The 26,822-nt window shown below is 68.9% G+C and carries 26 protein-coding genes; 11 read left to right on the forward strand and 15 right to left on the reverse strand.

The window, feature by feature from the left end; genetic code table 11:
• Positions 1-3 precede the first annotated feature (3 nt).
• Entirely contained in the window at positions 4-450 is a 447-nt protein-coding gene (locus tag SYV04_RS20975) for a DoxX family protein (RefSeq protein WP_321547631.1), read from the forward strand.
• A 20-nt stretch (positions 451-470) separates the two neighbouring features.
• Here the strand turns inward: SYV04_RS20975 and SYV04_RS20980 are convergent, their stop codons facing one another.
• The 4 genes from SYV04_RS20980 to SYV04_RS20995 all read right to left on the reverse strand — a co-directional run bounded on the left by SYV04_RS20980 (position 471) and on the right by SYV04_RS20995 (position 4,778).
• Entirely contained in the window at positions 471-1,019 is a 549-nt protein-coding gene (locus tag SYV04_RS20980; protein ID WP_321547632.1) for a hypothetical protein, read from the reverse strand.
• Between the two features lie 165 nt (positions 1,020-1,184).
• Complete coding sequence (locus SYV04_RS20985) at positions 1,185-2,714, reverse strand: sensor histidine kinase (RefSeq protein WP_321547633.1); 1,530 nt, start codon at positions 2,712-2,714, stop codon at positions 1,185-1,187.
• Positions 2,715-2,738: 24 nt separating this feature from the next.
• Entirely contained in the window at positions 2,739-3,698 is a 960-nt protein-coding gene (locus tag SYV04_RS20990) for a hypothetical protein (protein WP_321547634.1), read from the reverse strand.
• Positions 3,699-3,710: 12 nt separating this feature from the next.
• Positions 3,711-4,778 carry a zinc ribbon domain-containing protein gene (locus SYV04_RS20995; RefSeq protein WP_321547635.1) on the reverse strand — a complete coding sequence of 356 codons (1,068 nt, stop codon included), beginning with the start codon at positions 4,776-4,778 and terminating at the stop codon, positions 3,711-3,713.
• A gap of 304 nt (positions 4,779-5,082) precedes the next feature.
• On the opposite strand from SYV04_RS20995, the gene SYV04_RS21000 reads away from it, so the two are divergent.
• Complete coding sequence (locus SYV04_RS21000; RefSeq protein ID WP_321547636.1) at positions 5,083-5,331, forward strand: hypothetical protein; 249 nt, start codon at positions 5,083-5,085, stop codon at positions 5,329-5,331.
• A gap of 14 nt (positions 5,332-5,345) precedes the next feature.
• Here the strand turns inward: SYV04_RS21000 and SYV04_RS21005 are convergent, their stop codons facing one another.
• Positions 5,346-5,591 (reverse strand): hypothetical protein, encoded by a 246-nt coding sequence (locus SYV04_RS21005; protein WP_321547637.1) that lies wholly within the window; start codon positions 5,589-5,591, stop codon positions 5,346-5,348.
• 102 nt (positions 5,592-5,693) lie between these two features.
• On the opposite strand from SYV04_RS21005, the gene SYV04_RS21010 reads away from it, so the two are divergent.
• Both SYV04_RS21010 and SYV04_RS21015 read left to right on the forward strand, forming a co-directional pair.
• On the forward strand, positions 5,694-6,491 hold the full coding sequence (locus tag SYV04_RS21010; RefSeq protein WP_321547638.1) for a TatD family hydrolase: 798 nt from the start codon (positions 5,694-5,696) through the stop codon (positions 6,489-6,491).
• Positions 6,492-6,518: 27 nt separating this feature from the next.
• Positions 6,519-7,391, forward strand: coding sequence for a tRNA threonylcarbamoyladenosine dehydratase (locus SYV04_RS21015; protein WP_321547639.1), 873 nt, complete (start codon positions 6,519-6,521; stop codon positions 7,389-7,391).
• 13 nt (positions 7,392-7,404) lie between these two features.
• On the opposite strand, the gene SYV04_RS21020 is transcribed toward SYV04_RS21015, so the two are convergent.
• Complete coding sequence (locus SYV04_RS21020; RefSeq protein WP_321547640.1) at positions 7,405-7,989, reverse strand: hypothetical protein; 585 nt, start codon at positions 7,987-7,989, stop codon at positions 7,405-7,407.
• A gap of 359 nt (positions 7,990-8,348) precedes the next feature.
• Here SYV04_RS21020 and SYV04_RS21025 point away from each other — a divergent pair, with 359 nt between their 5' ends.
• Positions 8,349-9,914 (forward strand): immunoglobulin-like domain-containing protein, encoded by a 1,566-nt coding sequence (locus SYV04_RS21025; RefSeq protein WP_321547641.1) that lies wholly within the window; start codon positions 8,349-8,351, stop codon positions 9,912-9,914.
• Between the two features lie 12 nt (positions 9,915-9,926).
• Here SYV04_RS21025 and SYV04_RS43770 read toward each other — a convergent pair whose 3' ends face one another.
• Positions 9,927-10,376: a sensor histidine kinase gene (locus tag SYV04_RS43770; protein ID WP_422723958.1), complete on the reverse strand. Its 450-nt coding sequence runs from the start codon at positions 10,374-10,376 to the stop codon at positions 9,927-9,929.
• A gap of 200 nt (positions 10,377-10,576) precedes the next feature.
• Here SYV04_RS43770 and SYV04_RS21035 point away from each other — a divergent pair, with 200 nt between their 5' ends.
• Positions 10,577-11,902 carry a sensor histidine kinase gene (locus SYV04_RS21035; protein ID WP_321547642.1) on the forward strand — a complete coding sequence of 442 codons (1,326 nt, stop codon included), beginning with the start codon at positions 10,577-10,579 and terminating at the stop codon, positions 11,900-11,902.
• A gap of 71 nt (positions 11,903-11,973) precedes the next feature.
• Positions 11,974-13,593 (forward strand): serine/threonine-protein kinase, encoded by a 1,620-nt coding sequence (locus SYV04_RS21040; RefSeq protein WP_321547643.1) that lies wholly within the window; start codon positions 11,974-11,976, stop codon positions 13,591-13,593.
• 14 nt (positions 13,594-13,607) lie between these two features.
• Here the strand turns inward: SYV04_RS21040 and SYV04_RS21045 are convergent, their stop codons facing one another.
• Positions 13,608-14,522, reverse strand: a complete 915-nt coding sequence (locus tag SYV04_RS21045) for a hypothetical protein (RefSeq protein WP_321547644.1) — start codon at positions 14,520-14,522, stop codon at positions 13,608-13,610.
• Positions 14,523-14,591: 69 nt separating this feature from the next.
• The gene (locus tag SYV04_RS21050; protein ID WP_321547645.1) at positions 14,592-15,407 is read right to left on the reverse strand and encodes an SDR family NAD(P)-dependent oxidoreductase; all 816 of its coding nucleotides are present in this window, start codon (positions 15,405-15,407) and stop codon (positions 14,592-14,594) included.
• A 113-nt stretch (positions 15,408-15,520) separates the two neighbouring features.
• Here SYV04_RS21050 and SYV04_RS21055 point away from each other — a divergent pair, with 113 nt between their 5' ends.
• Positions 15,521-16,132: a TetR/AcrR family transcriptional regulator gene (locus SYV04_RS21055; protein WP_321547646.1), complete on the forward strand. Its 612-nt coding sequence runs from the start codon at positions 15,521-15,523 to the stop codon at positions 16,130-16,132.
• A 15-nt stretch (positions 16,133-16,147) separates the two neighbouring features.
• Here SYV04_RS21055 and SYV04_RS21060 read toward each other — a convergent pair whose 3' ends face one another.
• The 4 genes from SYV04_RS21060 to SYV04_RS21075 are packed head-to-tail and all read right to left on the reverse strand — an operon-like array spanning position 16,148 to position 20,547.
• A complete protein-coding gene (locus SYV04_RS21060) occupies positions 16,148-16,405 on the reverse strand; it encodes a hypothetical protein (RefSeq protein ID WP_321547647.1) in 258 nt (85 codons plus the stop codon).
• A gap of 8 nt (positions 16,406-16,413) precedes the next feature.
• Complete coding sequence (locus tag SYV04_RS21065; protein WP_321547648.1) at positions 16,414-17,403, reverse strand: FAD binding domain-containing protein; 990 nt, start codon at positions 17,401-17,403, stop codon at positions 16,414-16,416.
• Positions 17,404-17,420: 17 nt separating this feature from the next.
• Entirely contained in the window at positions 17,421-19,901 is a 2,481-nt protein-coding gene (locus tag SYV04_RS21070) for a xanthine dehydrogenase family protein molybdopterin-binding subunit (RefSeq protein ID WP_321547649.1), read from the reverse strand.
• Between the two features lies 1 nt (position 19,902).
• On the reverse strand, positions 19,903-20,547 hold the full coding sequence (locus SYV04_RS21075) for a (2Fe-2S)-binding protein (protein ID WP_321547650.1): 645 nt from the start codon (positions 20,545-20,547) through the stop codon (positions 19,903-19,905).
• Between the two features lie 260 nt (positions 20,548-20,807).
• Between SYV04_RS21075 and SYV04_RS21080 the strand changes: the two genes are divergently transcribed.
• Both SYV04_RS21080 and SYV04_RS21085 read left to right on the forward strand, forming a co-directional pair.
• On the forward strand, positions 20,808-21,677 hold the full coding sequence (locus SYV04_RS21080; RefSeq protein WP_321547651.1) for a cyanobactin maturation protease PatG family protein: 870 nt from the start codon (positions 20,808-20,810) through the stop codon (positions 21,675-21,677).
• Between the two features lie 112 nt (positions 21,678-21,789).
• On the forward strand, positions 21,790-22,560 hold the full coding sequence (locus SYV04_RS21085; protein WP_321547652.1) for a VOC family protein: 771 nt from the start codon (positions 21,790-21,792) through the stop codon (positions 22,558-22,560).
• Positions 22,561-22,572: 12 nt separating this feature from the next.
• Here SYV04_RS21085 and SYV04_RS21090 read toward each other — a convergent pair whose 3' ends face one another.
• Entirely contained in the window at positions 22,573-23,841 is a 1,269-nt protein-coding gene (locus SYV04_RS21090; protein ID WP_321547653.1) for a leucine-rich repeat domain-containing protein, read from the reverse strand.
• 116 nt (positions 23,842-23,957) lie between these two features.
• Here SYV04_RS21090 and SYV04_RS21095 point away from each other — a divergent pair, with 116 nt between their 5' ends.
• Positions 23,958-24,800 carry an SDR family oxidoreductase gene (locus SYV04_RS21095; RefSeq protein ID WP_321547654.1) on the forward strand — a complete coding sequence of 281 codons (843 nt, stop codon included), beginning with the start codon at positions 23,958-23,960 and terminating at the stop codon, positions 24,798-24,800.
• Positions 24,801-24,808: 8 nt separating this feature from the next.
• On the opposite strand, the gene mrdA is transcribed toward SYV04_RS21095, so the two are convergent.
• On the reverse strand, positions 24,809-26,749 hold the full coding sequence (mrdA, locus tag SYV04_RS21100; protein WP_321547655.1) for a penicillin-binding protein 2: 1,941 nt from the start codon (positions 26,747-26,749) through the stop codon (positions 24,809-24,811).
• Positions 26,750-26,822: the final 73 nt, after the last annotated feature.

Genomic DNA, 26,822 nt, shown 5'->3' on the forward strand with positions numbered 1-26,822 from the left:
GTCATGGATGTGCTCGCGCCGATTGGCCGGCTGCTCTTCTCGGCCATCTTCATCACCAGCGGTCTGAACCACTTCCTCCACCTTCAGGCCATGACGGGCTACGCCCAGTCCTCGGGCCTGCCCATGCCCCAGCTCGCCGTCCTCGCCTCGGGGGTCGTGCTCGTCGTGGGGGGTGTGTGCGTGCTGCTCGGCAGCTTCGCCCGACTGGGCGCCGCGCTCATCGCGCTCTTCCTGCTGACCTCCGCCTTCACGATGCACCGCTTCTGGGACCTGGCCGATGCGCAGCTGGTCCAGCAGCAACAGGTCCACTTCATGAAGAACCTGTCCATGGCCGGAGGCGCCCTGCTCCTCGTCTACTTCGGACCCGGAGCCTTCAGCCTCCGGCGCAAGAAGGCGGAGGGGCGGCGCACCTCCTTCGGAGTTCCCCTGCGACACCGCATCCAGGAGTAGCGCGCGCATCGAGCCGGTACTCAGCCGATGGTCTCGTTGACCATCTCCAACAGGAACAGCAGGTCATCGCGCGTCCCAAGCGGATCGAGCAGCCCCGCCACTCCGCACAGCATGTTGCCCAGCAGGTTGCTCCCACCAGACACGGCGGACAGGTCGAGCTGGAGCGGCGAGAGGTCGAGCCCCTGCCCCAACCGCCCCAGCTGGATGGTGCCAATGTCGAAGGTCACGAGATCGCAGACGGCCTTCTTCGTGGGCGTCGAGGAAGCGCGCTCCTTGAGCGAGGCCCGAATGCCCTTCACCGACTGTTTGACGTTCCCGAGGCCCCGACCGTTGGCCTTCCTCACCTTGCCCTCCAGGAACCCATCCACCGTCAGGCCCTTGAGTTCGTCGTAGCCCAGGCGGGTAACGGTGAGCTTCCCCGTGAACACCCCGCCATCCGAGAGCTCTCCCTCGACCTCGAGGTCCTTGAAGAAGTGCTCCTCGCTGATGGCTCGCGCCGAGAACGGCAGCACCGCAAGAGCGAGGAAGACCCACACCTTCCCCTGAGACGACCACATCCCGCGCGCCATGCTGTTCCCCCCTGTGATGGCTGGGCATGAAGGCGGCCACCCAGCGGGGCGAAACAGTGGGAACCGGATGGGAGGCTCACAATCAGGCCGCCGGGACGACCTCAATGTCGAGCGCAGCCGCGCGCTGATCCACACACAGCGCACGAGGCATCGCGACACCGCGCTTCACGGAAGCGGTTGCGCCCCCTCCAGAGGAATCTCCAGGGTGAACGTGGCGCCCTGGCCGAGGCCCACGCTGGTGCAGGAGAGCCGGCCCTTCATCTCCTCGGCGGCCAGGGCGCTGATGTGCAGACCGAAGCCGTGACCGTCGTGCTTCGTGGTGAAGCCCTGGGTGAACATGCGCGGCAGGTTCTCCGGAGCGATCCCCACGCCATTGTCGGCCACTTCGATCAGCAGCCGCGCGCGCTCGTGTACCTTCTGGACGCGGATGGTCATGCGCTTGTCCTGCCGAGCGCTGTCCAACAGCGCATGCCGCGCGTTGCTCAAGAGGTTGACGAGGATCTGCAGCAGCTTGTGCCGGTCCAACAGCACGGTGGGCACATCCGCGTAGTCGCGCTCGATGAGGATGCCGTGGCGATCGAAGGAGCCGGCGTTCAGGCGCAGCGCCTCATCGATGAGCTGGGGCACCGACACCGGCTCCACCGCTCCCGCGGCGCGCGCGTGCTTCTGCTGCATGCTGACGATGGACTTGATGTGCTCGACGCTCTCGCTGAGCGCACCCATCTCCTTGAGCAGCGTGTCCCGCTCCTCCCGCAGCTGCTCCGAGAGCGCGATGAGGTAGCCCGGCAGCTTCTGTCCCTGGGGATCCTGGGTGAGGAAGGTGGCGAGGTCCGAGCTGTGCTCGCGCAGCAATTGGGTGGCCCGGCTCAGCCCCGCCACCCGGGACTGGCGCAGCTGGTCGATGACGAGCCCCGTGGAGACGTTGACGCTGTTGAGCGTGTTGCCCACATTGTGGAGCACGCCCGTGGCCACCTCCGCCATGCCCGCCTGACGCGAGACGTCCATCATGCTGCGGTGCAGCTCTCCCAGCCGGGCCTCGGCCTCCTCGCGGGCCGCGATGTCCCGGCCGAGCTGGGCCAGCGTCCGCTCGAGCGAAGTCTGGGCCGCGTCCCGCGCGGTGCTGTGCAGCGTGCCCAGGCCCCAGGCGGCGAAGTACGCCAGGCCCGCGAAGAGCTGCGCGGACCAGAGCCCCTCGACGGTGAGTCCGCCGGGGAGAAGGCCATGGTGCGTCCAATAGAGCGGGTGCCCTACGCCCAGCGTCACGAACAAGATCAGGGCGAACATCAACCCCAGGCGGGGACCGCTCAAATACACCGCGAGCGCGGGCAGCAGCATGTGCGTGGCATGCATGCCGCTCAGGACATTGCCAGACGCAAAGCTGGACCCCACCAACCCCAGCCCCAGGGTCATCAACAGCAGGACGGCCGGCGCGGTGGCCGTGCGGGCACCGCGCGCCAACACCAGGCTCCCCAGGTAGCCCAGGCCGGGGACGACGCCCGAGGCCAAGGGCTGCCCCCACCTGAACAACCAGAGCACGTACAGCCCATTGACCACGAACAGGAAGAGGGAGGCCCCCACCAGGATCCGGTGCCGGACGAGCTCGGCCGGCGGCGCCCCGCGCAGGGACTCCGAGAGCAGAAGGTCCAAAAGGGACAGGACGCCGGAACGCGCTTCGGCGGATGCGGGCTTCTCCATGTGCGCCTTATCAGGGACGAGGACTCAACCGCTCGAGAGCTCCGCGAGGATCTCCCGGTAGGCGGCGCGCGCCTTCTCCAGCTCTCCCGGCTTGAAGCTCACCGCCGCCACCACCGGGTGCCCTCCGCCGCCGTAGCGCCCGGCGATGCCTGCCAGGTCATGCTTGCGCAGCTCCGGCCGCCAGGGATTGGAGCCCAGCGACACCTTCGCCCGGCTCGGCCCCTGCCCCACCCACAGCGTGTAGCGCGCCTCCGGGTAGAGCGCGTAGGCGATGAACTTGTTGAGGCTGTCCACGCCCTCGTCCGCCAGGTCGAAGAACACCACCCCGTTCTCGTAACGCGCCTTGGCGCGCACCTGCTCGATGTGACGCTGGTGGCGCTCGAGCAGCGGCGCCAGCGGCTCGGCGATCAGCGGAGAGGCCGCGATGGAGGCCAGCGACTCGCCCTGCATCCGCTGGATGACCTGGGGGATGAAGTCCGGCGACTTGTTGGCCTCCAGCACCGTCATGATACGCAGCGCCGGCTCCTCCAGCGCCACCGCCATCTGGGGGCTCGGGAACTGCGCCCCGTCGATGATCTCCGCCCAGTGGATGAGCTCCTGCATGGACGAGGCGTCCCACCCGAAGCGCTCCCGGGCCACGTCCGCCAGGTACTTCGTGCAGCTCTTGCGGTGCGCGTCATGGAACTTGCGCCCGCTCGTGTCCGCGCGGAAGTGCGCCTCGTCCCCCGGCTGCTGGAAGGCCGAGGCGTGGTGATCGAACCACCACGTGAGCCGCGCATCCTGGCTGTAGCGGAAATCGACGATGGCGTTCTCGTCCCCGGAGAAGACCGAGGCGTCGATGCCCTCGGCGCCCGGCTTGTGCGCCAGGCCCCGGTACGTGAAGGAGGCATCCGCGCGCACGCGCTCCCGGTAGAAGCGGGTGAACACCGCCGCGCTCGCGGCCCCGTCGAAGCAACTGTCGTGGAAGAGGACCTGGACTTTCATGGGAGCCCGCCTTTACTGCAATGCCAACCCGGCGCCCACCGCCACGAACGCCGACTCTCCACCCGTCGCGTCCGGCGGCGCCGCGACCACCGCGAAGCCCACCAGCCGCCCGTCCGCGAGCTTGCCGCAGCTGAAGGTGCCCCGGGCGCCGCTCCCCGTGCTCAGCTCGTACACCAGCGCCTTGGTCCCCATCGCCAGCGGCGCGTGCTTCGTCGAGGGCTTGATTGACGGATCTCCTCCGAACGCCTTGAGCAGCGCCTGGCAGTCCGCCGTCACCGGCTGGCTCGCCCCCCGGTCCACCCACAGCGCGCCGTAGCGGCCCTGAGCCGCGTCGCCAAACCCCACCCCGCTGCCCGTGAGCGTCGCCAACGGCAGCGTCAGGTGCGGCGCGAGCTGCTCACGCGGCAGCCGGCCCCAGCCCGCCGGCAGCTCGAGCTGGTAGCCCAGGTCCCGCCCCACGAGGAGCTGCCGCGCGTCACCGCCGGCGCCATCCACCGGGCCCATGGGCCGCACGAGGAAGACCGCTCCCAGCAGCGCCGCGACGACGCCCAGCCCCAGGCCGGCGTAGCGGCGCACCGGGCCCGGCTCTCCCACCACCGACACGAGCGCCACCACCGCGTGCGCCATGTACGCCAGGTGTACGGGCTCCAGCGGCGCCGCGCGCGCCAGGAACCCCGCCACCATCAACTGCAGCACCATGCCCACCTGCGCCAGCAACTTGGCAGGACCCAGGTTCAGCAACAGCACCAGCCCGAGCACCAGATCCAACGCCACCAGGCCATACACCCAGATCGGCTCGTTCAGGTTGCCGAGCACCCCGCCCGCGCGCAGGAACCACGCCACCGCGCCCACGAAGAACACCGCCACGATGGGGCCGGGGTGGGCCGTCACCTCTCCGGTGATGTTGCCCCCGAAGACGGTCTGCTCCATCTCCTCGCTGTCGCGCTGCCGGTCCACCCGCTTGCGCTGGCCCCGCTTGTACATCTGCAGGAACTCGAACGGCTCGTGACAGGAAGGGCACGCTTCGGCGCCGCGCGGGATGGGGCTGTGGCCGCAGCTCGGGCAGAGGGTCTGGGGCATGGCGCTCCCGGGTATACCGCACCGCGCTACTTCCCTAGGAGAACCCCGGGTATCCGACTTCTACCCACTCCACGTTTCATTGAAACGAAGTGTTGAATGCCCTGCAGTACTAGAACGAACCGAGGCATTCGTGACACGTTTTGAGGGGGCGGGTGGAAATCTTCCCACTCATTGCGGATCCACCATCCGTGTAAGTGCTTGAAACCTGGTGGGAGACATCAGGGCATGCGCCTGGCGCGTCGCTTGCTTATGTAAATGCCTGCAATCGGTGAACAACCCATGACGTTGGGTGGGGAGGAGCACCATGGCCAAGGCGACGACAGCCCGGAAGAGCCGTTCAGTCCGACGCCAGGCACGGCGGGTGATGCCCTCGTCGCGGCGCAAGAACCGACGGGCCCCGGCGCCTGCCGCCAAGACGGGCCCGCTCACCTTGGGTGAGCTCATCGCGGCGGCCTTCGACACCGCGGGGGGAGAGTTCCTGGAGGTCCTCCGGGTGGTCAGCTCCCCTCAGCTCTCCAAGGCCCTGGGTCGCCGTATCGTCCTGGAGACCTGAGCCTCGTCACGTCGCTACGGGTGATCGGCGCCCGCGTAGAAGGGCGTCGGGGTCGCCTCACCCGCGAGCGCCTTGGCGAAGTCGTCGGCGTGCTGAGGGCTGACCAGGAAGGTGCCCGCCGGCGTCTGCAGGCGCACCGGAGCGGCCTGCTCCAAGGTGCTCCCCACGGGTCCGCCGCCCCCATCCGAGAGGGCCGCTCCCGACGGAACGGTGGCACAGCCAGCAAAGACCAGGAAGCAGAGCGCGGCGTGGAGCTTCATCCGTGTCCTCCCAGGCGAAGGCCCGAAGTGTGGCGCGCTCTCCTACGTTGAAGTTCGCCGCGTGACAAGCCCCCTGCCCTGGGCCTGAATGCTCGCCTGCTCATGATCGACACCCACTGTCACCTCGATGCTTCCCGGTTCGAGCCGGATCGCTCCGACGTGCTCGTGCGCGCCTGGGCCGCGGGGCTCCACGGCATCGTCATTCCCGCCGTCGGCCCCGACACCTGGGAGCCGCTGCTGGAGCTGCCCCGGCGTGACGCGCGCGTGCAGGTGGGGCTTGGCATCCACCCCCAGCTGCTGCCGGAGTTGCCTCCGGAGCAGGACACGGCGCACCTGGAGCGGCTCGACGCGCTGCTCTCCCAAGGTGGCGCCGTGGCCGTGGGCGAGTGTGGGCTGGATGGGCCCTCCATCCCCGGCGCGTCGATGGAGCGACAGGTGGCCGTGCTCCGAGGCCACATGGCGCTGGCGCGCAAGCACCGGCTGCCCGTGCTGATGCACTGCCACCGGGCCCACCCCGCCCTCATCGAGTTCCTGAAGGAGGAGCCCTTCCCCGAGGCGGGCATCCTCATGCACAGCTACAGCGGCGGGGTGGAGCTGGCGCGCTTCTACATCCAGAAGGGGTGCCACTTCTCCTTCGCCGGCCCCGTCACCTGGGCCGAGGCGCGCAAGCCGCTGGATGCCCTGCGCGCCATCCCTCCGGACCGGCTGATGGCGGAGACGGACTCTCCGGACCAGGCCCCCACGCCCCACCGAGGGAAGCGCTCCGAGCCCGGCTTCCTGCCCCACATCATCGAAGGCATGGCCCAGGTGTTGGGAGAGCCCGTCGAGGCGCTCGCCCAGCGAACGACCGCCACCGCCCGCCGCTTCTTCCGGGAAGCCTTTCCCCCTCCTTCGCGGTAGGCATGCGTCGCGTTATAGAGGGACTCCATGAGCACGCAGCCCACCACCTCGGACATTTCCCCGGCCCCGGTTCCTGAAGCCGGTGCCCCTTCGCTCGCCAAGCCCTTCAAGCTGTCCCGGCGCTTCGATCGGACAGGACGTCTGCTCGGCGACTCGGCGATGGAACGCCTGGCCGCCGCGCGTGTAGTGGTGTTCGGCCTGGGAGGCGTGGGCAGCTACGCCGCCGAGGGACTGGTGCGCAGCGGCGTGGGCCACCTCACGCTGGTGGACCATGACGACGTGTGCGTCACCAACACCAACCGCCAGCTCCACGCCACGGTGCGCGGGGTGGGTAAGTCCAAGGCGGAGCTGATGGCGCAGCGCTGCCGGGAGATCAACCCGGACGCGAGGGTGGAGGCCGTGCGCGAGTTCTACCGTGCCGAGGTGGCCGAGCAGATGCTGCCGCCGGGCCAGTATGACTTCGTGGTGGATGCCATCGACAACGTGAAGGCCAAGCTGCACCTGCTGCACCGCTGCGTGACGCTGGGCCTGCCGGTGGTCAGCTCCATGGGCGCTGCGGGCCGGCTGGACCCTACCGCCATCCGCGTGGAGGACCTGTGCGAGACGCACATGGATCCCTTCGCCAAGGACATCCGCAAGCTGCTCAAGCGGAAGTACGGGGTGGAGACCGAGCGGCACACCGGGATTACCGCCGTCTATTCCATCGAGACGCGGCGCCAACCGGTGGCCCTGCGCTACGACGACGCCACGGATGGCTTCCTGTGCGTCTGCCCGCAGGACAATGACTTCCACACCTGCGATCACCGCACGCAGATCGACGGCAGCGCGGTGTTCGTCACGTCCGCCTTCGGCATGAACGCCGCGGGCGTGGTGGTGCGCCGGCTGGCCTCGACCCGCTGACCGCTTCCCCTGACTACCCGCCGATGTACCAGGTCAGGGCAATGATTCCGCGCACGGGTCCTCCATCGGCCGAGACGTTCTCCCGCGTCAGCCCGTTGTCCCGCGTGGCCTCCGCGAGCGGCAGCGCCGCGTCGACCTCGGCCCCCAGCGACACCGTGCGGAAGAGGAAGAGTTCAGCCCCCACCCCCGCAGTGCCGTAGACAATCGGCGTCACCGGCTCCAACACCCTCGCCCCGAGCCGCGCGTTCAGCCGCAACGGACCGAACTTCCCCGTCCGCAACGTCAACCCCGCGCCGTAGCCGAAGTAGGGCCCCTCGCTCTCCGCGTTCGCCTCCACCGAGGCGAAGAGACCCACGTACCGAGAGAAGTCATAACCGAGCCGCAGCCCTACCCCGCCACCATTGCGAAGCTCCACCTGGGTGTCCTGCTGCATCGCGGGATCGTCCACCGTGATCTTCCAGCCCGTGAGCGCGTGGATGTGCGGCTGGAGGTACAAGCCCGTGGGAGGCTTCTTCTCCTCCTCCTCGTCTGCGAACGCCGGGGACAGCGACAGGAACACCGACAACACCGCGCCGCGAGCAACGAGCTTCCGATGCATTCCGTGAGTCATCCTGGAGAGGGCCATGCGCGCCACGGACTGCAAGGCATGCGCCGCAACCGTTCCAAGGCATGCATGCACCTGCCCCTGCGGCGCGTGTGCAGTCCTCTGCCCACCACCGCGGCATTTCCCTGACAGCCCTGTCACAACCCGGCAGCGCGCAAACCGTCCTCAAGGAGGCCCCCGGCGTCAGGTGTTCCGCGCCGCCCTACCCTCCGGGTTGAAGAAAGGACAATTCTGCTTTTCCACGGCTAGCGGATTTCCTCCTGCATCAAAAGATTATTTCGGCCCCTTGGTACTCCCACACAGTGCCACCACCGAGCACTGGGCCAAGGGGGGCGGATTCCCCTGGAGGAACCATGGAATCGAGGGTCGAGAAGGTGTCACTCGCGCGCGGCGTCCACTTCGCGGTAGTGCTCTGTGCATGGCTGGTAGCAGGGCCGGTGCTGGCCCAGACCCCCGAGGGACAGGTGCCCTGGCCCTATCGGGCGCCTGACGCGGCGCTGCCGTCCGCCCAGGAGTCCAGCCCAGAACTCTCGAGCAGCGCGGCCTCCACCCTCCTCTACGTGCATGGCCCCACCCTGGTCTTCACCATGGATCTGGCCACCCGCGCGGCGGCCGACCTGGGCGCCGCGGGCGTCACCCTCACCGATGTGGCGCTGGCCCCCAACGGCATCCTCTATGGCAGCAGCTTCGCCGGGCTCTACCGCATCGACACGACGACGGGTGCCACGACCCGGCTCCCAGGCTCCTACCCCGTCCTCATCAACGCCCTGGTCTGGTCGCCGGATGGCTCCCTGCTGGCCGCCGGCAGCCGGACACTCCTGCGCATCAACCCGACCACCTGTGCCGCGACCGTCATCGGCCAGTTCGGCATTCCGTACGACTCGGCGGGAGACCTGGAGTTCGGCGCGGATGGCGCGCTGTACCTGACCGCGACCGGGCCCACCGCGACGACCGCGCTCCTGAAGGTGAATCCCCATACGGGCGCGGCCACCGTCGTCGGAGACATCGGCTTCGCCGGGGTGTTCGGCCTGGTCCGCGACGCGGAGGGCAGGATGTGGGGCGGCACCGATTCGGGGACCCTCCTCGAGATCAACACCGCGACGGGGCAAGGCACGGCGGTCTTCTCCTCGCGCCGGGCCATCTGGGGCATGAGCGGCCACCCCCAGGTCCGCCCCACGGACACCACGCCCCCTGTCATCACCACGCCGGGCGATCTCACCCTGGAATGCACTGGCGCGGCGCCGCCCATCGCCTCGCAGGTGAGCGCGGTGGACGCGGAGGACGGACCCGTGTCGGTGACGTGTACGCCGGGCGGCGCGTACCCGCGGGGCACCACGCTCACCACCTGCTCGGCCTCGGACGCGGCGGGCAACGTGGCGACGGCCCAGTTCTCGGTGACGATGCTGGCCACGGGCGCTCCCACCCTGAGCCTGCTGGGCGACAGCGTCATGGAGCTGGAGTGCGGCGTGGACACCTATGTGGACCCGGGCGCCACGGCGCAGGACTCCTGCTCGAGCCCCTTGGTGGTCCACAAGTACAACTCGGGACAGGACGCGTACGGCCCCGGCCCCAACACCGCCGCCGAGGGCACCTATTCGGTGCAGTACATCGCCTGGGACGCGACGGGCTACACGGTGAGCGCCCTCCGCTCGGTGAAGGTGAAGGACAACCGTCCGCCGACGCTCCAGCTCCGAGGGCCCTCGCACATGATGCACACGTGCGGCCGTGGGTGGGTGGATCCCGGCGTGGAAGCGGTGGATGCGTGCTACGGGAACGTGGCCCCCACGGTGCGGACCACGGGCTTCGTGAACGGCTGGGTCCCAGGCACGTACACGGTGCGCTACGAGGTGACGGACAGCGGGGGTAACAGCGCTCCGCCCGTGACGCGTACCGTGCAGGTCGTCAACTGCCCCTGGTAGCGGCACCAGGCCTCAGCGGCGCAGCGGCAGCTCCACGGAGAAGGTGGAGCCACGGCCCGGCTCACTCGTGACGTGGATCTTCCCTCCGTGGATGTCGACGATCTGCCGCACGATGAAGAGCCCCAGCCCCATGCCCCCGAACGAGCGCGCGGAGGCGGCGCGCTCGAACTTGTCGAAGATGCGCGGCAGCGCCTCCGCTTCGATGCCCATGCCCTCATCACGGACCACGAGCCGGGCCTTCTCCCCGTCGGTCGTCACCTCGATGAAGAACGTGAGCTGGAGCTGGCAGCCGCACCGCTGCGCCTCGGCCGCGAACTGCTCCGCCACCGCCTGCACCATGTGAGCGCCCGCCAGCTGGGACTGTCGTCCGCGAGCGCGCCCTCCGGTGTGAAGCACCCACACCACCTGCCCCGTGGCCTCGGCCGCCGCGCGCACCGCGTCGTGGTTCACAGGCTGCGTCATGGCTTCAAAGCCCCTCGTGTCTGGCGCTGAACGGAAGCTCGCGCCCCCTGGCTGAGCGGACAGGTCCTGTTCTGTAAACTGGGCTCCTCCTTTAACAGGGTGGGCGCTGGGGAGGGGCCTTCTGAGAAGAAGGTGGCGCCTGCCATGTCGGTCATGCCCTGGCGCGGGGTCTCCCTCCATCGCTGTCCTGGAGCGAGCCCATGAGTGCTACCCCGGCAGAGACTCCTCAGGTGCTGAACCCCGAGCAGGTCGTTCGCGGGCTGCATCCGCTCATGATGGCAGGCAGCTTCATCCTGTCCCTGGCGGTCACGCTCCAATACGTGGGCCAGTGGCGGCTGATGGCCTGGGCCTTCGGGCTGTCGGTCCTGCGCATCCTGGCCAATGTGCTGCTCTCGAAGGTGTTCAACCGCTGGCTCGCGCCGAACACGGTGGAGTGGATCCGGATGGTCTGCAACGTGTCGGGCGTCGCGGGGATCGGGCTCATCGCGGGGTGGAGCCTGCTGCTGTGGATCTACATCCCCTTCGCCATGCTCTGGATCTTCGGGATGGAGGGGCAGAGCCGCCTCCGAGCCCTGACCTACCTGGTGCTCATGGACACGACGGCGCTGCTGAGCGGGGCGGATCCGTTCCAGCCCGTGGCCTTCACCCTCCTGGCGGTGCTGATCTTCCGGCTGACCGAGAAGCGGGCCGAGCTGCTGCAGCAGTCGCTGGAGCACATCATCCACCAGCGCGAGCAGCTCTCTCAGGCGCAGGGGCAGCTGCGGGTGCTGCATGAGCGTGCCCTGGAGCAAGAGAAGTTCTCCAGCCTGGGCATGATGGCCGCGGGCGTGGCGCATGAGATCAACAACCCGATGGCCTTCGTCACCAGCAACGTCCACTCGCTCTTCAAGGACTTGCAGCAGGAGCCGGTGCTGCCCGCGCCCTTGAAGGAGTACGTGGACGAGGTGCTGCCGGCGACGCTGGATGGCATCAAGCGGGTGAACGCCATCGTGTCGGACCTGCGGCGCTTCGCGCGGGGCGACCCGGAGGCCTATGCCGAGTACGACTTGAACGCCGAGGCGGAGGCCGCGATGCGGATCGCCCAGGGGCAGCTCGGCCACTGCCGGGTGGAGGTGGCGCTGGGCGAGGTGGGCCTGCTGGTGGGTCGGCCGCGGCAGATCGTCCAGGTGCTGGTGAACCTGCTGGTCAACGCCGGGCAGGCCACGGGTTCAACCGGCGTGGTGCGGCTGTCCACGCGCCGCCAGGGCGAGGGGGTATGCGTGGAGATCCGCGACACTGGCGCGGGGATGACGCCGGAGACGCTGCGCAACCTGTTCCAGCCGTTCTTCACCACCAAGCCGCCAGGCATGGGCATGGGGCTCGGGTTGGCGGTGGCCCATGGCCTCATCACCGGACAAGGTGGCCACATCCAGGTGGAGAGCGAGCCGGGCAAAGGCTCGTGTTTCACCCTGCACCTGCCCCGGGTGGCGCACCGCGCTGCGTTGAGCTCCAACAAGAGCCAGGGCGTGACCCTGGCGGCTGGCTAGCCGCGCAGCCGACAGGGTAGCACCGGACCCTATCCCCCGAGGCGGGCTCCTCCCGCTAGACTTGGCACGGCATGGCCGCTCCCACCCCCTCCTTGTCGCTCCCGAGCCGGTTGCTACAGGACCATCTGCGCCAGGACGTCCTGCCGCGGGAGTCCTCCATCTTCCGGTTCATGGGGGGGCTGACGGCGTTCTGCGGCGTGGCCGTGTTGCTGGTCGGGGGAATCATCGGCTGGGCGCTGTCGCTGTGCATCGCGTCGCTGATGGCCCTGCTGTGCCTCTACTACGTCTGCACCCTGTGGCTGGTGCGGCGCCGTGGGGGCCTGCCTCCCGTGATCCAGTGGGTGGACACCGCGGTGATGGTCTCCATTCCCGCGGTGGTCTTCGCCCTCGACACGCTCTTCAACGGCGCGGAGTACGCGCTCACCACGCCGCCGCTCGTGGTGTGGGCCGCTCCCATCGTGGTGTGCTCGCTGCGCGCGGGAAAGCGGCTCGCCTACGTGGCGGCGACGCTCGCGGCGCTGGAGTACCTCGCGCTGTACTTCGTGCTGGCGCTGCCCCGGCTTCCGGCCGACACGCTGAGCACGCTGACACCGCCGCTCATCGCCTTCCGCGCGGTGTTCCTCTTCGCGTACGGGCCGCTCACGGCCACGCTGGCTGGACACCTGGTGCGAAAGGCCGAGGAGACGCTGCGGCTCATCCGCGAGCGGGATGTGATGGGCAAGTACCTGCTGCACGAGCGCCTGGGCGTGGGCGGCATGGCGGAGGTGTTTCGCGCCACGTACAGCCCCGAGGGCGGTTTCGAGAAGCAGGTGGCGGTCAAGCGCATCCTCCCGGCCTATACGGAGAACGAGAAGTTCCTCGCCATGTTCCGGCGCGAGGCGGAGCTGGGCTCGCGGCTCATCCACCCCAACATCATCCAGGTGCTGGACCTGGGCCGGCACCAGGGCACCCTGTTCCTGGCCATGGAGTTCGTGGACGGGATGCCCCTGAGCACGCTCTTGCAGCGGCTGCCCGGCAAGCGGCTGCCCCCAGCGGCGGTAGCGTATATCGGCGCGGAGCTGGCCGGGGCGCTGACCTACCTGCACGGCCGCACGGACGCCAAGGGCGAACCGCTGGGGCTGGTACACCGGGACGTGAATCCGCCCAACGTGCTCCTGTCCTGCATCGGCGAGGTGAAGCTGTCGGACTTCGGCATCGTCCGGGCTCGGCACGAGGTGCCCATCACCCAGGGCAACGACGTGAAGGGCAAGGCGGGGTACATGGCGCCGGAGCAGACCTACGGGCAAACGATCGACGGCCGGGCGGACCTGTTCGCCCTGGGCCTCACGCTGCACGAGGCCCTCACCGGCCGGCCCACGCTGTACGGCGAAAACGAGGTGGCGCTGATGCTCGCCGCCTCGGAGCAGCAGGTGGCGCCGCCCTCCAAGCTCCAGCCCGGCATCTCCTCCGTGCTGGATGCCATCATCATGGGGCTGCTGCACCCGGAGGCGGCCCAGCGCACGCCCTCGGCCGAGGTGCTGCAGCGCCAGTTGCTCGTGCTCGCCGGGGACGAGGCCCCCTACCCTCAGGGCCGCCAGCTCCTCGTGGAGGCCGTGCGCCAGGCCCGGAACGCTCCGCCGAGCGGGCCGGACATCAGCGCGGCGCCCACGGTGTCCTTCGAGCGTCCGCAGCGGCGGTCCTGGGCCGGCTGAGCGTCCGGTACGGCTCAGCCTCGCTCCAGGGCGATGAAGCATTTGGGGCAGGAGCGTAGGCTCCGGGCCTTGCGGCGGATGTCCGGGTCGAGATCCAGCGACGCATCACACGCCGGGCAGCGCCACACCGCGCAGGACAGGCCTCCGATCAGCCCTGCTCCCGCGATGACGAAGAACTCGGTCCACTCCCAATGCTCGAAGAGGATGAAGCCCACGATCGCGGCTGGGATGGTCCCCAGCCGCATCCCCAGGGTGATCCACATCCGGCGCCGGAAGGACTTGTGGACCCGATTCGTGAAGGCAATCCCGCTCTCCTGCCGCGAGAAGCGCTCCCCCGGAGTGCGGCCCGTACCCGCCGCGCGCTCCTGGCGTTCGGGAGCGGGCGGCTGTGATGGAAGCTCGAGGGAACGGGGGCGCTGCCCACGCTCGGACTCCTCTGTTCCCGCCCGCCCGAACTCCACCGCCAGCTCCGCCGTCTCCTTCACCACGCCCTGCAACTGGTCCCCGGTGAGGCTGGGCGGGAGCGGGACGATCAGTTCGTCTCCCGCGAGGCGAGCCCGGGGGTGCGTGGTGAGGAACGCGGGCAGATGCCGCAGCAGCGCCTCGTCCTTCAACAGGCGGATGGCGGCGGCGGGGTTGAGCGCTCGCACGTGGACGCACGTGTCGAAGGCGGGTACGCCCACTTGGATGTCTCGGAAGCCCGCGAAGCGCCCCGAGGCGCCGACCGCCTGCTCCGATTCGATCTGGAGCCCGGTAACGAGCGGCCCCGGAATGCGCGCCCGGGTCACGAACTCCCGCCGAGCGTTGAGCTCCAACCGCACGTCGGTGCCAAAGAGCCGTCCGCGCGCACCGCTCGGACCGGGAGGGCCCAACCCCAGGGTCTTCGCGAACTCCTCGAAGCGCTGGGAGATTTCATCGACCGTAGCCATGGTGGTACCCGAATAGATACCACCCGCCCGAGGCTCCAGGCACCCTGCCCCGCCCCGGTGCGAGGGCCATCATGCGGTGGTGAGCAAGCGGGCGGTGGTGTCTCGTACCGCGCGCCGCGTGGCCTCATCCTCGGCGACTGGAGGCCAGGACTGCTCGGCCTCCTCCACGAGCCAGCGCGCCTCACCGGGGGAAGACCAGCGCTCGCGGGCGAGGATCCGCGCCAGACGCGCGGCACACACCTCGGGTGCCTCCCAGCTTCGCTTCGCCAGCGACAGCAGCCAGCCGATGGGGCCCGAGCGCGCCCCAAGGTCCGTGCGCACCACGCCCGGGTGGAGCACGACAACGTCGATCGCCGGATAGGCGGCGGCGATGTCTCGCATGGCGAGAGCGAAGCAGAGCTTGGTGTTGCAGTAGGTGCGGATGCCGGAGAAGTCACCGCCGGTGGGAGTCCGGGCGGCGTCGAAGCGCCCCTTGAAGATCAACCCGGCGCTCACGACCATGATGCGGCGCAGGCGCTCGGCGTCGAGGAGCGCCTTCTGCATCATCAGGGGCGCCAGGTGGTTGACGGTGAAGGCGGTCTCGAAGCCTTCCGGGGTAAGCACCCGCTTGGAAGGCCACAGCCCGGCATTGTGGATGAGCGTCGCGCCCGGGGTGACGACCTCGACCAGGCGCTGCCCGAGGGCACGGGCCTCGGAGAGTGACGAGAGATCCCCCGGCACCGCGATGGCACGGCCGCCCTTCTGCTCGACGGCGGTAACGAGCGCGTCCAGGCGAGCGCGGTCCCGAGCGACAAGGACGAGGCGATCGTCGCGCCGCTCGGCGAGCGCCAGGGCCAGGGAGTGACCGATACCGCGAGAGGCGCCGGTGAGGATCAAGTCAGCCATGCCCCAAGCCTAGACAGGCGGGTCTCGAAAGTGGAATTTTATTCCAATTACGACGGACCCATGGGTCCAGGGCGATCGACCGCGGACAGCGCTCCGCATAGGGTGGAGCGCGCATGAGTCCCCCTCGAAGTGACGGAGTGAAGCGACGTGACGCGCTCCTGGACGCGGCGTTGCGATGCTTCGTGGAGCGGGGAGTGCTCGGCACGGGAATCGAGGAGATCCGCCGGGCGGCGGGGGCGAGCCCGTCGAGCGTCTACCACCTCTTCAACGGGCTGACCGGCATCACCCTGGCTCTACTGGAGCGCACCTTCGAGCGTCTCTTCGCGCACCTGACGGCGAGGGTGACGACGACGACGACGGCGGAGAAAGCGGTCATCGCCCTCGTGGATGGGCACCTCGAATGGATCCTTGGCCACCCGGACGAGGGGCGCTTCATGTACCAGGCCACTGCGCTCGAGTTCGAAGCCGACGCGAGGGACGCGCTTCAGGCGAGAAAGGCCGAGATGCTGGGGCCGATCGTCCTCCACCTGGGCCGCTTCATCGCCGAGGGGATGCTGCCCGCGTGGTCCCCGCTGGCCCTCGATGTGGTGCTGCTCGGCCCGAGTCACGAGGCGTGCCGCCGCTTCCTCGCCGGGGCTCCGCTCGATCCGGAGTGGATGCGCGCCACCCTGCCCCAGCTCGCCTGGCAGAGCGTCGCGCCCCGGCGCTCTACCCGACGTCGCTGATCAGGAACACCCGCCTCACTCCAGGACTCGCGACCCCTCCGGAGGCTCGTCCGTGGGAGCGCGGAAGCAGGCGCGCACCTCTCCGCAGGAGTGCGGGTGTACCAGGTCGTCGTCGGGCCCGACGCTTTCACCTGTCGCGACGCACCAGAACGTCGCGGTCGAGACGAAGCCCGCATCCCAGGACACCGCCGCGTCGTACCGGACGCCGGGCGTTCCCTTCGAACGCATCCGTCGGCAGACGCGCGGCGGCTTCTGCTCGGGGCTCGAGTCCATGCGCTCCCTCAGGCCGCGGCCGCAGCCAACACCGTTCTCCGAATCACCGCTTCGAGGACCGGAACCTTGTAGGCGTTCTTCGACAGGGGCGTCGCCCCCTTCACGGCCGTCTGCGCCACCTGTCGCGCGAGCCCCTCATCCAGCGTCTTCCCCACGAGGAGCTTCTCGGCCTCCGTCGCCCGCCGAGGCGTGGGCGCGACCCAGCCCATGGCGATCGACGCCTGCCGGATGGTCTTCCCCTCCATCTGCAGCACCACCGCCACGTCGCAGATGGGCCAGTCGTAGCTCTCCCGCTCACCCTGCTTGTGGTAGGCCGCCTTCGTTCCCGCTCCCGGCGCGGGGATGCGCACGCGCGTCAACAGCTCGTTCGGCGCGATGACCGTGTCACGCGGGCGATTCATGTCCGGCGGCAACAGGAACTCGGACAGGGGCACCACCCGCGACTTGCCTCCAGGGCCACTCAGCTCCACCGAGGCGCCATAGGCCACCAGGGCCGTGGCAGGGGTGGAGGCATGCACCATCACCGTGCGCTGGTTGTCGAAGATGGCGTGGTACTGGTTCTGGCCCGCGCGGACCCGCTCCACATCGTCTCCCCCGGCCTGATGAAAGTGGTCATGCCGGAAGTACCAGCAGCGGGGCCGCTGGAGCAGGTTCCCGCCAATCGTGGCGGCATTGCGGACCTGGGGAGTCGCGGCGTGCTCGGCCGCATCCGCCAGCGCCACGAAGCGACGGCGCACCTCGGACTCCCGCGAGAGGCGGGCCAGCGTCACCAGGGCGCCAAGCTCCAGGCCCTGTTTGGCATCGAAGCGCACCCCGTCCATTCCCTTGATGGTCTTGAGGTTGACCACCCGGCGCGGGGCCACCACCCCATTCTTCATCAGATCCAGCAGGTCCATTCCTCCGGCCTTGGCGACGACCGGCTGGCGCTCGTTGCCTTCACCCAGCAACGAGACGGCCTGCTCCACGGATTCAGCGTCTACCCATTCGAAGCTCTGCATGAATCCTCCGATTCGACTCAGGCGCGCAGCGCCGCGAGCACGTTCGCGGGCGTCATCGGAAGCGTCCGAATGCGCTTGCCCGTCGCGTTGTAGAAGGCATTGGCCACCGCCGCCGCGGTCGCCACGTTGGCGGGCTCGGCGACTCCGCGCGCATCCGTCGAGGACTGCGCCCCGAGCTGCTCGAGCAGGATGACCTCGATGTTCGGCACCTCGCGCGAACCGACGATCTTGTACTGGTCCACGTTGGCGTTGAGCTGCTGACCGCTGCCGGGGTCCAGGTGCCGCTCCTCGTAGAGGGCGTAGCTCACCCCCTGAATCACCCCGCCGTAGATCTGGCTCTCGGTGAGCTTGGGGTTGATGGGTCGCCCGCAGTCATGCACCGCGACCAGCCGCTCCACCTTGACGATGCCCGTCTCGGTATCCACCGAGACCTCAGCGAACTGCACGCCTCCGATGCCATGCTTGCTGATGCTCATCTCATCGGTCTGCATCATGTAGCCGTCGTAGTCGTCACGGCGCTCGGCCCGGTGGGAGATCTCCTGGAACCGGGCCTTCTTGACCGCCTCCCGGAACGGCATCGCCGATGAGGCCTTGCCCTTCACCATCACCTTGCTGTCGGCGAAGACGATGTCGTCCGCGTTCGCCTGGAGGATGGGAGCCAGCCGCGCGGCCAGGTCCCGGGCACAGCGATAGGCGGCGTTGCGAGCCGCGGGCGTCAGGGAGCTGGTGACCCGGCTGCCTCCGGAGGCGGGCCCCGTCGGATAGCGGGTGTCCCCCACGTAGGAGCCAATCTCCTCGGGACGCAGGCCGAACTCCTCGGCCACCACCTGCGCGAGGATGGTGCGCGTCCCCGTGCCGATGTCCTGCGTGGCGCTGAAGGCCTCGACGGAGCCATCCCCCGTCACCCGCACCTCACAGGCCGTGTGCCGGTGGACCAGGTAGAGCCACTGGGACTGGGCGAACCCGACTCCGCGCTTGATGGGCCCCTTGTCCGAGCCCGCGGGCCGCCGCTTGTTCCAGCCGAACCGCTCGGCGCCCACCTTGCGCTCCTGGGCGCGGGCCACGCAGTCATCCGTCCCCGAGACGTCGATCTTCCCCCGCAGCGCCAGGGGGTCCATTCCAATCTTCTCGGCCAGCTCGTCGATGGCCTGCTCCAGGCCGAAAATGCCCTGGACCTGACCGGGCGCCCGGAAGGCGGCGCAAGGCCCGGCGTTGGTGAAGACGTCGAACTGCTCTACCTGCACGTTCGGGCAGGAGTAGAGCGTGGCGTGACAGAAGCCCACCCCCGCGCCGCCGGCAACGCCTCCGCTGCCGTAGGCCTGGAGCTGGAGCGCCACGAGGGAGCCATCACGCTTCGCCCCCAGCTTGAGACGCTGGATGCTGTTGGGACGGTTGCCGCCCGAGACATGCTCCTCCCGGCGGTCCAGGACCATCCGCACGGGCAGGCGGGCCTTGCGCGAGAGGTGGATGGCGAGAAGGCCGTAGTTGCCAATCCCATACTTCGCGCCGAAGCCGCCTCCGGTGAAGTCGCTGATCACCCGAACCTTGCTCTTCGGCAGGTCGAAGTGCTCGGCCGCTTCTTCCCGCACGCTCCCCACGTACTGGGTGGAGGCGTAGAGGGTGAGCCCATCGTCCCGCCAGTCGGCGACGAGGCCGTGCGGCTCCATGGGCACGTGCGTCTGAACCTGAGTGCGGAACTCCGCCTCGATGACCACGTCGGACTCACGCAGCCCCTTGGCGACGTCTCCGCGCGGGCCCACGCCTCGGGGCTTCGTGTCGGGACCTCGCACGTTGCCCTTCTGGGGAAGGCCTGGGGGCGCGCCGCCACCGCCCGCGGTCGCCGGCTGCTCGGTGGGACCCGGGAAGACGCGCGGCGCGTTCTCCTTCATCGCCTCCTCGAGCTCGGTGACATGCGGCAGGGGCTCGTATTCGACTTTGATCAGCTTCACCGCGGCCTCGGCGGCGCGGGGACTGTCCGCCGCCACCGCCGCGATGGGCTGGCCCGCGTAGCGGATCGTCGGGTAGCGATTGCCCTTCTCCGCGTTGGCGTCGCGCAGCTTCGCCGTCGCGAGCACGCGCTCCAGGACGTGAATGGCGCGGACTCCCGGGTAGCGCTCGGCCGCCGAGGTGTCGATGGACTTGATGCGCGCATGGGGCTGGCTCGAGACGACCCGCGCGCCCCAGAGCATGCCGGGCAGCTGGATATCGAAGGTGTAGCGGGCCCGGCCGGTGACCTTCTCGATTCCGTCCAGCCGAGAGACCGGCTTGCCGATGGACTTGAGCTTCGCGTTCTCGGGCAGGGGCGGCGGCTCGTCCAGCGGCACCCGGCGGGTGACCTCCTTCAGATCCGCGCCGACAATCCCATACGGGAGTGCCTGCTGCCGGGAGGGCCCCGGGTTGGGAGTTGGCGGCTTCTGGGGTCCCCCGGCCTGTTCCTTCTGGCCATCGGAAGGCTTGTTGGAAGCGCGGGTATCGGAGGTGTCCTTGACGCCTTGCATATCAGCTCTTCCCCTTTCCCTTGCCGCCAGCCTTGGCGGCCGCCAGGGTCGCCTTGAAGACGTTGGGATAGGTGCCGCACCGGCACAGGTGACCGCTGACCGCCTGCTTCACATCATCGAGGGTGCATTTCGGATTGCGCTCGACCAGGGCGGCGCAGCTCATCACCATCCCTGGCGTGCAGAACCCGCACTGCATCGCATCGTTCTCCACGAAGGCGCGCTGAACCGGGTGGAGCTCGTCCCCCTGAGCGAGGCCTTCAATGGTGGTGACCTTGCGGCCCCGGGCGTCGAAGGCCAGCGTCATGCAGCTCGCGGCGACCTCGCCATCGAGCCAGACCGTGCAGGCGGAGCAGGCGCCGCGGTCGCAGCCAATCTTCGTTCCCGTCATCCCCAGGTGGTTGCGCAGGACCTCGGCCAGCGTCGTGGCGGGGTCGGCCTGAACGGCGACGGAGCGCCCATTGATGGACAGGGACAGGGATGCGGGCTCGGGCCCCACCACCGCCGGAGAGGCGTTCGCCGCCACGGCCGTGGCGGACTGGGCCAGGGTGGCGCTCAGGGCGGAGGCACCCGCTCCCGTGAAGAAAGCGCGGCGGCTGAGCTTGGGAAGCAACGGCTTGGAATCGGAGTCATCATCCGGTGGGGTCACTGTCGAACGCTCCTCTCGCCGGGCAAGGTACAAGCCCCTCTCCAGACGCCCCACACGGATTGCGCGGACTGGTTCACCAGCTATCGAATCGGCGCCAAGTCGGCTCCCGCCGCCCTCCCTGCGTCGGGCCGGGACGCATCCGCGTTTCCACGGGACGCAAAGAACGGCCGTATTGCTGGCTTTCCCTCTTAAGCGCGCATGGCCCGCTTCTTGCTGAACCTCTGCCCGTCATCAGGAACCGGACCTCTGAGGAGCACAGCATGCTGAACATGATCTCCAGCGTCAGTCGGCAGCCCGCGGCCCGCATGCACAAGACGGAAGTCCCCTCGATCGTCTTCGCGCTCGGCAGGCTCGGCTACGACTTCGGCTCCGAGGCACGGCGGGACTTCTTCCTCCAGCGGCTGGGCGGCACCGCGGCGCACCCCTTCTCCCCGCGGACGCTGGCCGAGTACCTCCTGGCCCACCCCGAGGACGCGCACGGCCTGACGTGGACCCTCACCCTGGACGGCGCGCCCGCCTATGCCCTGGAGCCCCTGGAGCAGTTCGCCGGCGCGGCCGTTCAGCAGTTGGTCCGGCTGCTGCTGGAGCAGGAGCAGGAAGGGGTCGAGCGCATCTCCCTGGCGGGCTGCATCGTCGGCTCCACCTGCCTGCTGACCGGCACCGGCCTGCCCAAGGTCGTCCCCCTGATGCGAGGCATGACCTCCTGGAACATCACCCGCTTCACCACGCGCTGCCTGGGAGCACTTCCGCCCGAGGAGGCGACGGAGGAGCGCGAGCGCTACGAAGAGCGGCAGGCGTACCTGCAGCGCTTCGTGGAGCAGCTCTCGCTGAAGGCCTGGAACCTGGGCACCTCGGCGCGAGATCGGGCGTTGAACTTCGCCATCACCCACGCCTTCCGCGCTGGAGAAGTGTTCGAGGACGCCTTCCAGTCGCAGCTGGTCCTGGACACCGTCAGCGTGGAGGGCAGCACCGCCTCGAGCCCTGGCTGCGAGTGCTGGGACGTCAAGCTGCGCTTCCGGGACCCAGCGGGCCGTCACGAGCACGCGCGCAAGGTCTACCGCTACACGGTCGACGTGAACGACTCCATCCCCAGCCTCCTCGGAGGGCTGCACACCCGCTTCGAGTTCTGAGGCGGGACTGTCTCCAAAATCACGCGGGCGGAGGGCTCCCGCGCTTTGGACTCGACGCGTGCCCCTCGCGCGGGGCTAGGGTGCCGGCCTTCTCTTGCAGTGGGGGGTACACATGGCCGCGAAGAAGGGGCGTTTCGACTGGTACGACTTGATGACGACCGACGTTGGCGGTGCCCGGTCGTTCTACTCGGACATCATCGGCTGGAAGACCACGAAGTGGCCTCAGGGCGACTACGAGATGTTCACCGTGGGCGAGCAGTCCATCGCTGGAATGATGAAGCTGCCGGAGGAGGCGACGAAGACGGGCGCGATTCCGCACTGGATGGGCCACATCGAGACCGATGATGTCGACGCCACGGCGAAGCAGGCCGAGCAGTTGGGAGGCCGGGTCTACAGGCGTCCGGAGGACATCCCGACCGTCGGCCGCTTCGCGATCCTGGCGGATCCCCAGGGCGCGATCTTCTCCGTGTTCAAGCCGCTGTCCCCCATGAATGACGCGCCCCGGGAGCCAGGCTTCTTCAGCTGGTACGAGCTCAACACCACCGACTACCAGGCCGCCTCGAAGTTCTACACGGCGCTGTTCGGCTGGAAGCAGACGGGCACCTTCAACATGGGCCCGGAGATGGGCGATTACTGGATGTTCGGCCTCGACGCCCAGAAGTCGATGGGCGGCATGTCGAACGTCGCCACGCAGATGAAGATGCCTGCGCACTGGCTGTACTACGTGACCGTCAAGGACCTCGACGCGGCCTTGGCCCGCGTCCAGCAGAAGGGGGGCAAGGTGCTCAACGGTCCCATGGAGGTGCCGGGCGGCGACAGGATCGCCCAGTGTCTGGACCCGCAAGGCGCCGCGTTCGCCCTCCACATGGGCGCCAAGACATAGCGCGCCGCCGCGTCACAGATACACCGTACACCCGCGTTGCTCGAGCCGCTGGAGCCACGCGGGAAGCGCCGAGAGCTTGTTCCACCGCAGGTCGAGCTTCTCCAAGCGTGGAAGCGCTCCGAGGCTGGCGGGGAGCGCGCGAAGCCTGTTGCCCCTCAAGTCGAGCGACACCAGGCTTCGCAGCTCCCCCAGAGACTCCGGGAGTACCCCGAGCTGGTTGTTCCTCAGGTCGAGCTCCACCAACCCCGTGAGCCCACCCATCGACGAAGGGAGCGACGCCAGCCGGTTGTTCTCCAGGCTGAGCTTCCGGAGGCGCACCAGCCGGCCCAGGGACTCCGGCAGCGAGACCAGCGCGTTGTTCTTCAGGTGGAGCTCCAGCAGGTTCGCCAGCTCGCCCAGCGACGCAGGCAGCACCTCCAGCCGGTTGTTGTACAGGCGCAGCTCGATGAGCGAGGCCAGCTCGCCCAGGGCTTCGGGGAGCGTCCGCAGCGCGTTGTCCGTGGCGTTGAAATACCTCAGCGCTCGCAGCTTGCCGATGGATGCGGGCAGGGCCGTCAGCGCGTTGTCACTGAGGTAGAGGTAGTCCGACAGTCCGGTGAGCTGGCCCAGCGTCTCGGGCACGGCGGTCAACGCGTTGTGGCCCAGGTCCAGCATCCGCAGCTTCGTCAGCGCGCCCAGCTTGGGGGACACGGACACGAGCTGGTTCTCCGAGAGATCCAACGTCTCGAGGTCCGTCAGGCGCCAGAGCGACTCAGGCACCTCGGTCAGCAGGTTCTTCCCCAGCCGCAGGTCCTTGAGCCCCGTCAACTGGCCGAGGTGCTCCGGGATGGCCGCCAGTCGGTTGCGCCGCGCGTGCAGCCGCTCCAGGCGCGTCAGCCGCGCCAGGCTCTCGGGAAAGGTGGTGAGCCGGTTGCCATCCGCGAAGAGCAGCTCGAGCTCGCCCAGCTCGCCCAGCGACTCGGGGAGCTGGGTGAGCGGGTTCTCGTCGGCCATGAGCCGCTTCAGCCGCCGCAGCCGCCCCACGCTCTCCGGGAGCTGGGTGAGCGAATTGCCTGTCACGTCGAGCTGCTGGAGCCCTTCGAGCGCGCCCAGGGACTCCGGCAGTGCCGTCAGGCCACACCCTCGCAGGGCCAGGCCACGCGGGACACCCTCCTCCAGATGCACGCTGGCCCCGTCTGCCTCGCTCTCGAGCCGGTCGATCGACACGGTGGGAAGGGACGCCCCTTCCGACAGATGACCGCTGCGCCGCAACAGGGCTTCGAGCTCGTCCAGGATGGGCATGGGTACACTGGCTCCTCAGGTGGGACCGCTGCGCTGACGTTCAGTGCCGCCCTGACGGTATGCTGAACGGGCCGCATTTCCGCGGCGCATCACACCAGAATCTCCCGAGACACCTCATGGCACCTGTCGCACTCGTTACTGGCTCCTCCACGGGCATTGGACTCAGCGTAGCCGTCCACCTGGCCAAGGCCGGCTTCGAAGTCGTGGCCACCCTGCGCAACCCGGAGAAGGCCGATCGCCTGCGTGCCCGCGCCGCCGAGGAGGGCGTCACGCTGGACATCCGCGCGCTGGATGTGGAGAGCGACGACTCGGTCCGCCAGTGCGTACAGGGCGTCCTTCAGCGCCACGGCCACATCGACGTGCTGGTGAACAACGCGGGGGTGGGCTTCTTCGGCTCGCTGGAGCAGACGCCGATCGAGGCCCTGCGGCGCATCATGGAGGTGAACTTCTTCGGCGTGTGGCGCGTCACCCAGGCGGTGTTCCCGTCGATGCGCGAGCGACGCTCGGGGCGCATCATCACCATGTCCAGCATCGGCGGGCTGCTCGGCCAGCCGTTCGGCGAGGCATACAGCTCGGCCAAGTTCGCGGTGGAGGGCTTCATGGAGAGCCTCGCCCATGTGGCGCGGCACCTGGGCATCCATCTCTCGCTCATCCAGCCTGGGCCGGTCCTCACGGAGTTCGTCAACACCGTGCTGGTGGCCGGCAACGGCATGGCCGGAGAGGCGGGGCCCTACAAGCCCCTGTTCGATGCATACATCTCCCAGTCCAAGGCCTACTTCGGCCCGTGGCAGACGGGCGATGACGTGGCACGCCTCACCGTCGAGGTGGCCACCGCCGCCCAGCCCCACCTGCGCTACGTCACCTCGGAGCGCGTGCGCGACATGGGAGCGCGCAAGTACGTGGACCTGACGGGAGCCACCTCCATCGCCTTCCCGCGCCTGAACGAACCCCAGGCCTGAGCGCGGGGCTACCGGGGCGGGGACACGGTCAGCACGGGCGGGGGGGTATAGGGCTGATTGAGGCGGGGGGCGGGAGAGACCTCGTCCTCCTTCTTCAGCTCGAAGTACTTCTGGAGGATGGCCATGCCCGTGGGCGCCGCGTCCACGCCGCCGGTGCCGCCGTGCTCGTTGAGGACGATGACGGCGATCTCCGGGTTGTCGGCGGGCGCGAACCCGGCGAACCAGGCGTGGTGGCGGGCGAAGAAGTCCATCTGGTGGGTCTTCAGGCGCACCGCGCCGATGCGGGCCACCTGGGCGGTACCTGTCTTGCCCGCCACCTTCACGTCCTTGAGCCGTGAGCCAAAGGCGGTCCCACCCACCTCGTTCACCGTGGCCACCAGTCCTTCGATCACCGCGCGTCGGTGGGCCTCGGGGATGCTCACCTCGCGCACCACCTGTGGCTCGAACGCCTCGAGCAGCTTGCCGTCGGGGCCCTCCAGCCGCTCCACCAGCTGCGGCTTGAGCAGGGAGCCGCCGTTGGCCAGGGCCGCATACAGCAGCGCCATCTGCAGCACGGTGACGTTGTCGTCGCCCTGGCCGATGGAGCTGTTGAGCGCGAGTCCCTTGAAGTAGCCGCCGGGGGTGACGCGGTTGTGGTACTCGGTGGAGGGCATGATGCCGGGCACCTCCGCCATCACGCCCACGCCGGTGGGCTGTCCGAGACCCAGCGCCTCGCCCATCTCCGCGATGACGTCCAGCCCCAACGTGTCGGCGACCTTGTAGTACCAGACGTCGCAGGAGGACTTCATGGCCTGCACGCCGTCGCGTGGCCCGTGGCCGCGGTCCAGGTGACAACGCCAGACACGCGAGCCCAGCTTGTAGCCGCCCGGGCAGTTCACCACGGTGTGAGGACTGAACGCGCCGGACTTGAAGGCGGCGAGCGCGGTCACGACCTTGAAGATGGAGCCGGGGGGGTAGTGCTCGGCGGCCACCCGGTTGATCATCGGCTTCATCGGATCGCGCGCCAGGGAGGCCAGCTGCGCCGGGGTGATGCGGCCGGTGAGCAGGTTCGGGTCGAAGCCGGGGCGACTCACCAGGGCGCGGATGAAGCCGGTCTTCACGTCGATGGCCACCACCCCGCCGGCGATGCCAGGGAAGGACTGCTCGGCGGCCTCCTGCAGGCGCATGTCGAGGCTGAGCACCACGTTGGCGCCGGCGGTGGGAGGCGTGACGGCGTCCGTGCCCAGAATGCCGCTGAGCTCCTCGAGGGTCTGACCGCGCGCGTTCACCACCTCCTTGCGCACCCCGTCCGCGCCGCGCAGCTTGCCCTCGAAGTAGCGCTCCAGGCCTCGCCGCCCCACGTAGTCGCCCAGGGCGTAGCGGGCGCCCTCGCTGTTGAGCTTCTCGAGCTCGTCGGGGTTGATCTCGTTCATGTAGCCCAGCACGTGGCTGAGCACGGTGCCGGCGCGGTAGTTGCGGTGCGGCACGGGCACCACATCCACGCCGTCGAGCACGTCGCGGCGCGCGTTGAGCCGGTCATATTCATCGCGATCGAGATCGACCTTCACGGGCACGGGCTGGAAGGCCCCGTTGCGCCTGCCGGCCTTCACCGCCGCCTCCAGCTTGAGCCGCTGTGCCTCGTCCCAGCGCAGCAGCTCCGCGAGCTTGGGCAGCACCTTCTGCGAGCAGTCCAGGCAGAAGGCGGGGATGAGGAAGGCGTCGAAGGACGGACGGCTGTCCACGAGGATGGTGCCCCGGCGGTCCTTGATGACGCCACGGTCGGCGCGCAGCCGCACCTCCTTGACGAAGTTGGCCACGCTCTTGGCGGCGTACTCCTCGCCCTGGATGATCTGCAGCCGGTACAGCTGCATGGCCAGCACGAACAGTCCCGCGATCAGGGCGAGGCCCAGGTAGAGGAAGTGGCGCTTGAGCTCGCGCCCCGATGTGGTCTGCCCGAGCGTCTGGCTCACCGCGACAACCCTCACTCGAGATTCGTACTGTCCACGAGCAACAGGATATCAAGGATAGGCTCACCGCTCGCCC

Origin of the sequence: Hyalangium ruber, from assembly GCF_034259325.1 — a bacterium.
GTDB lineage: Bacteria > Myxococcota > Myxococcia > Myxococcales > Myxococcaceae > Hyalangium_A > Hyalangium_A rubrum.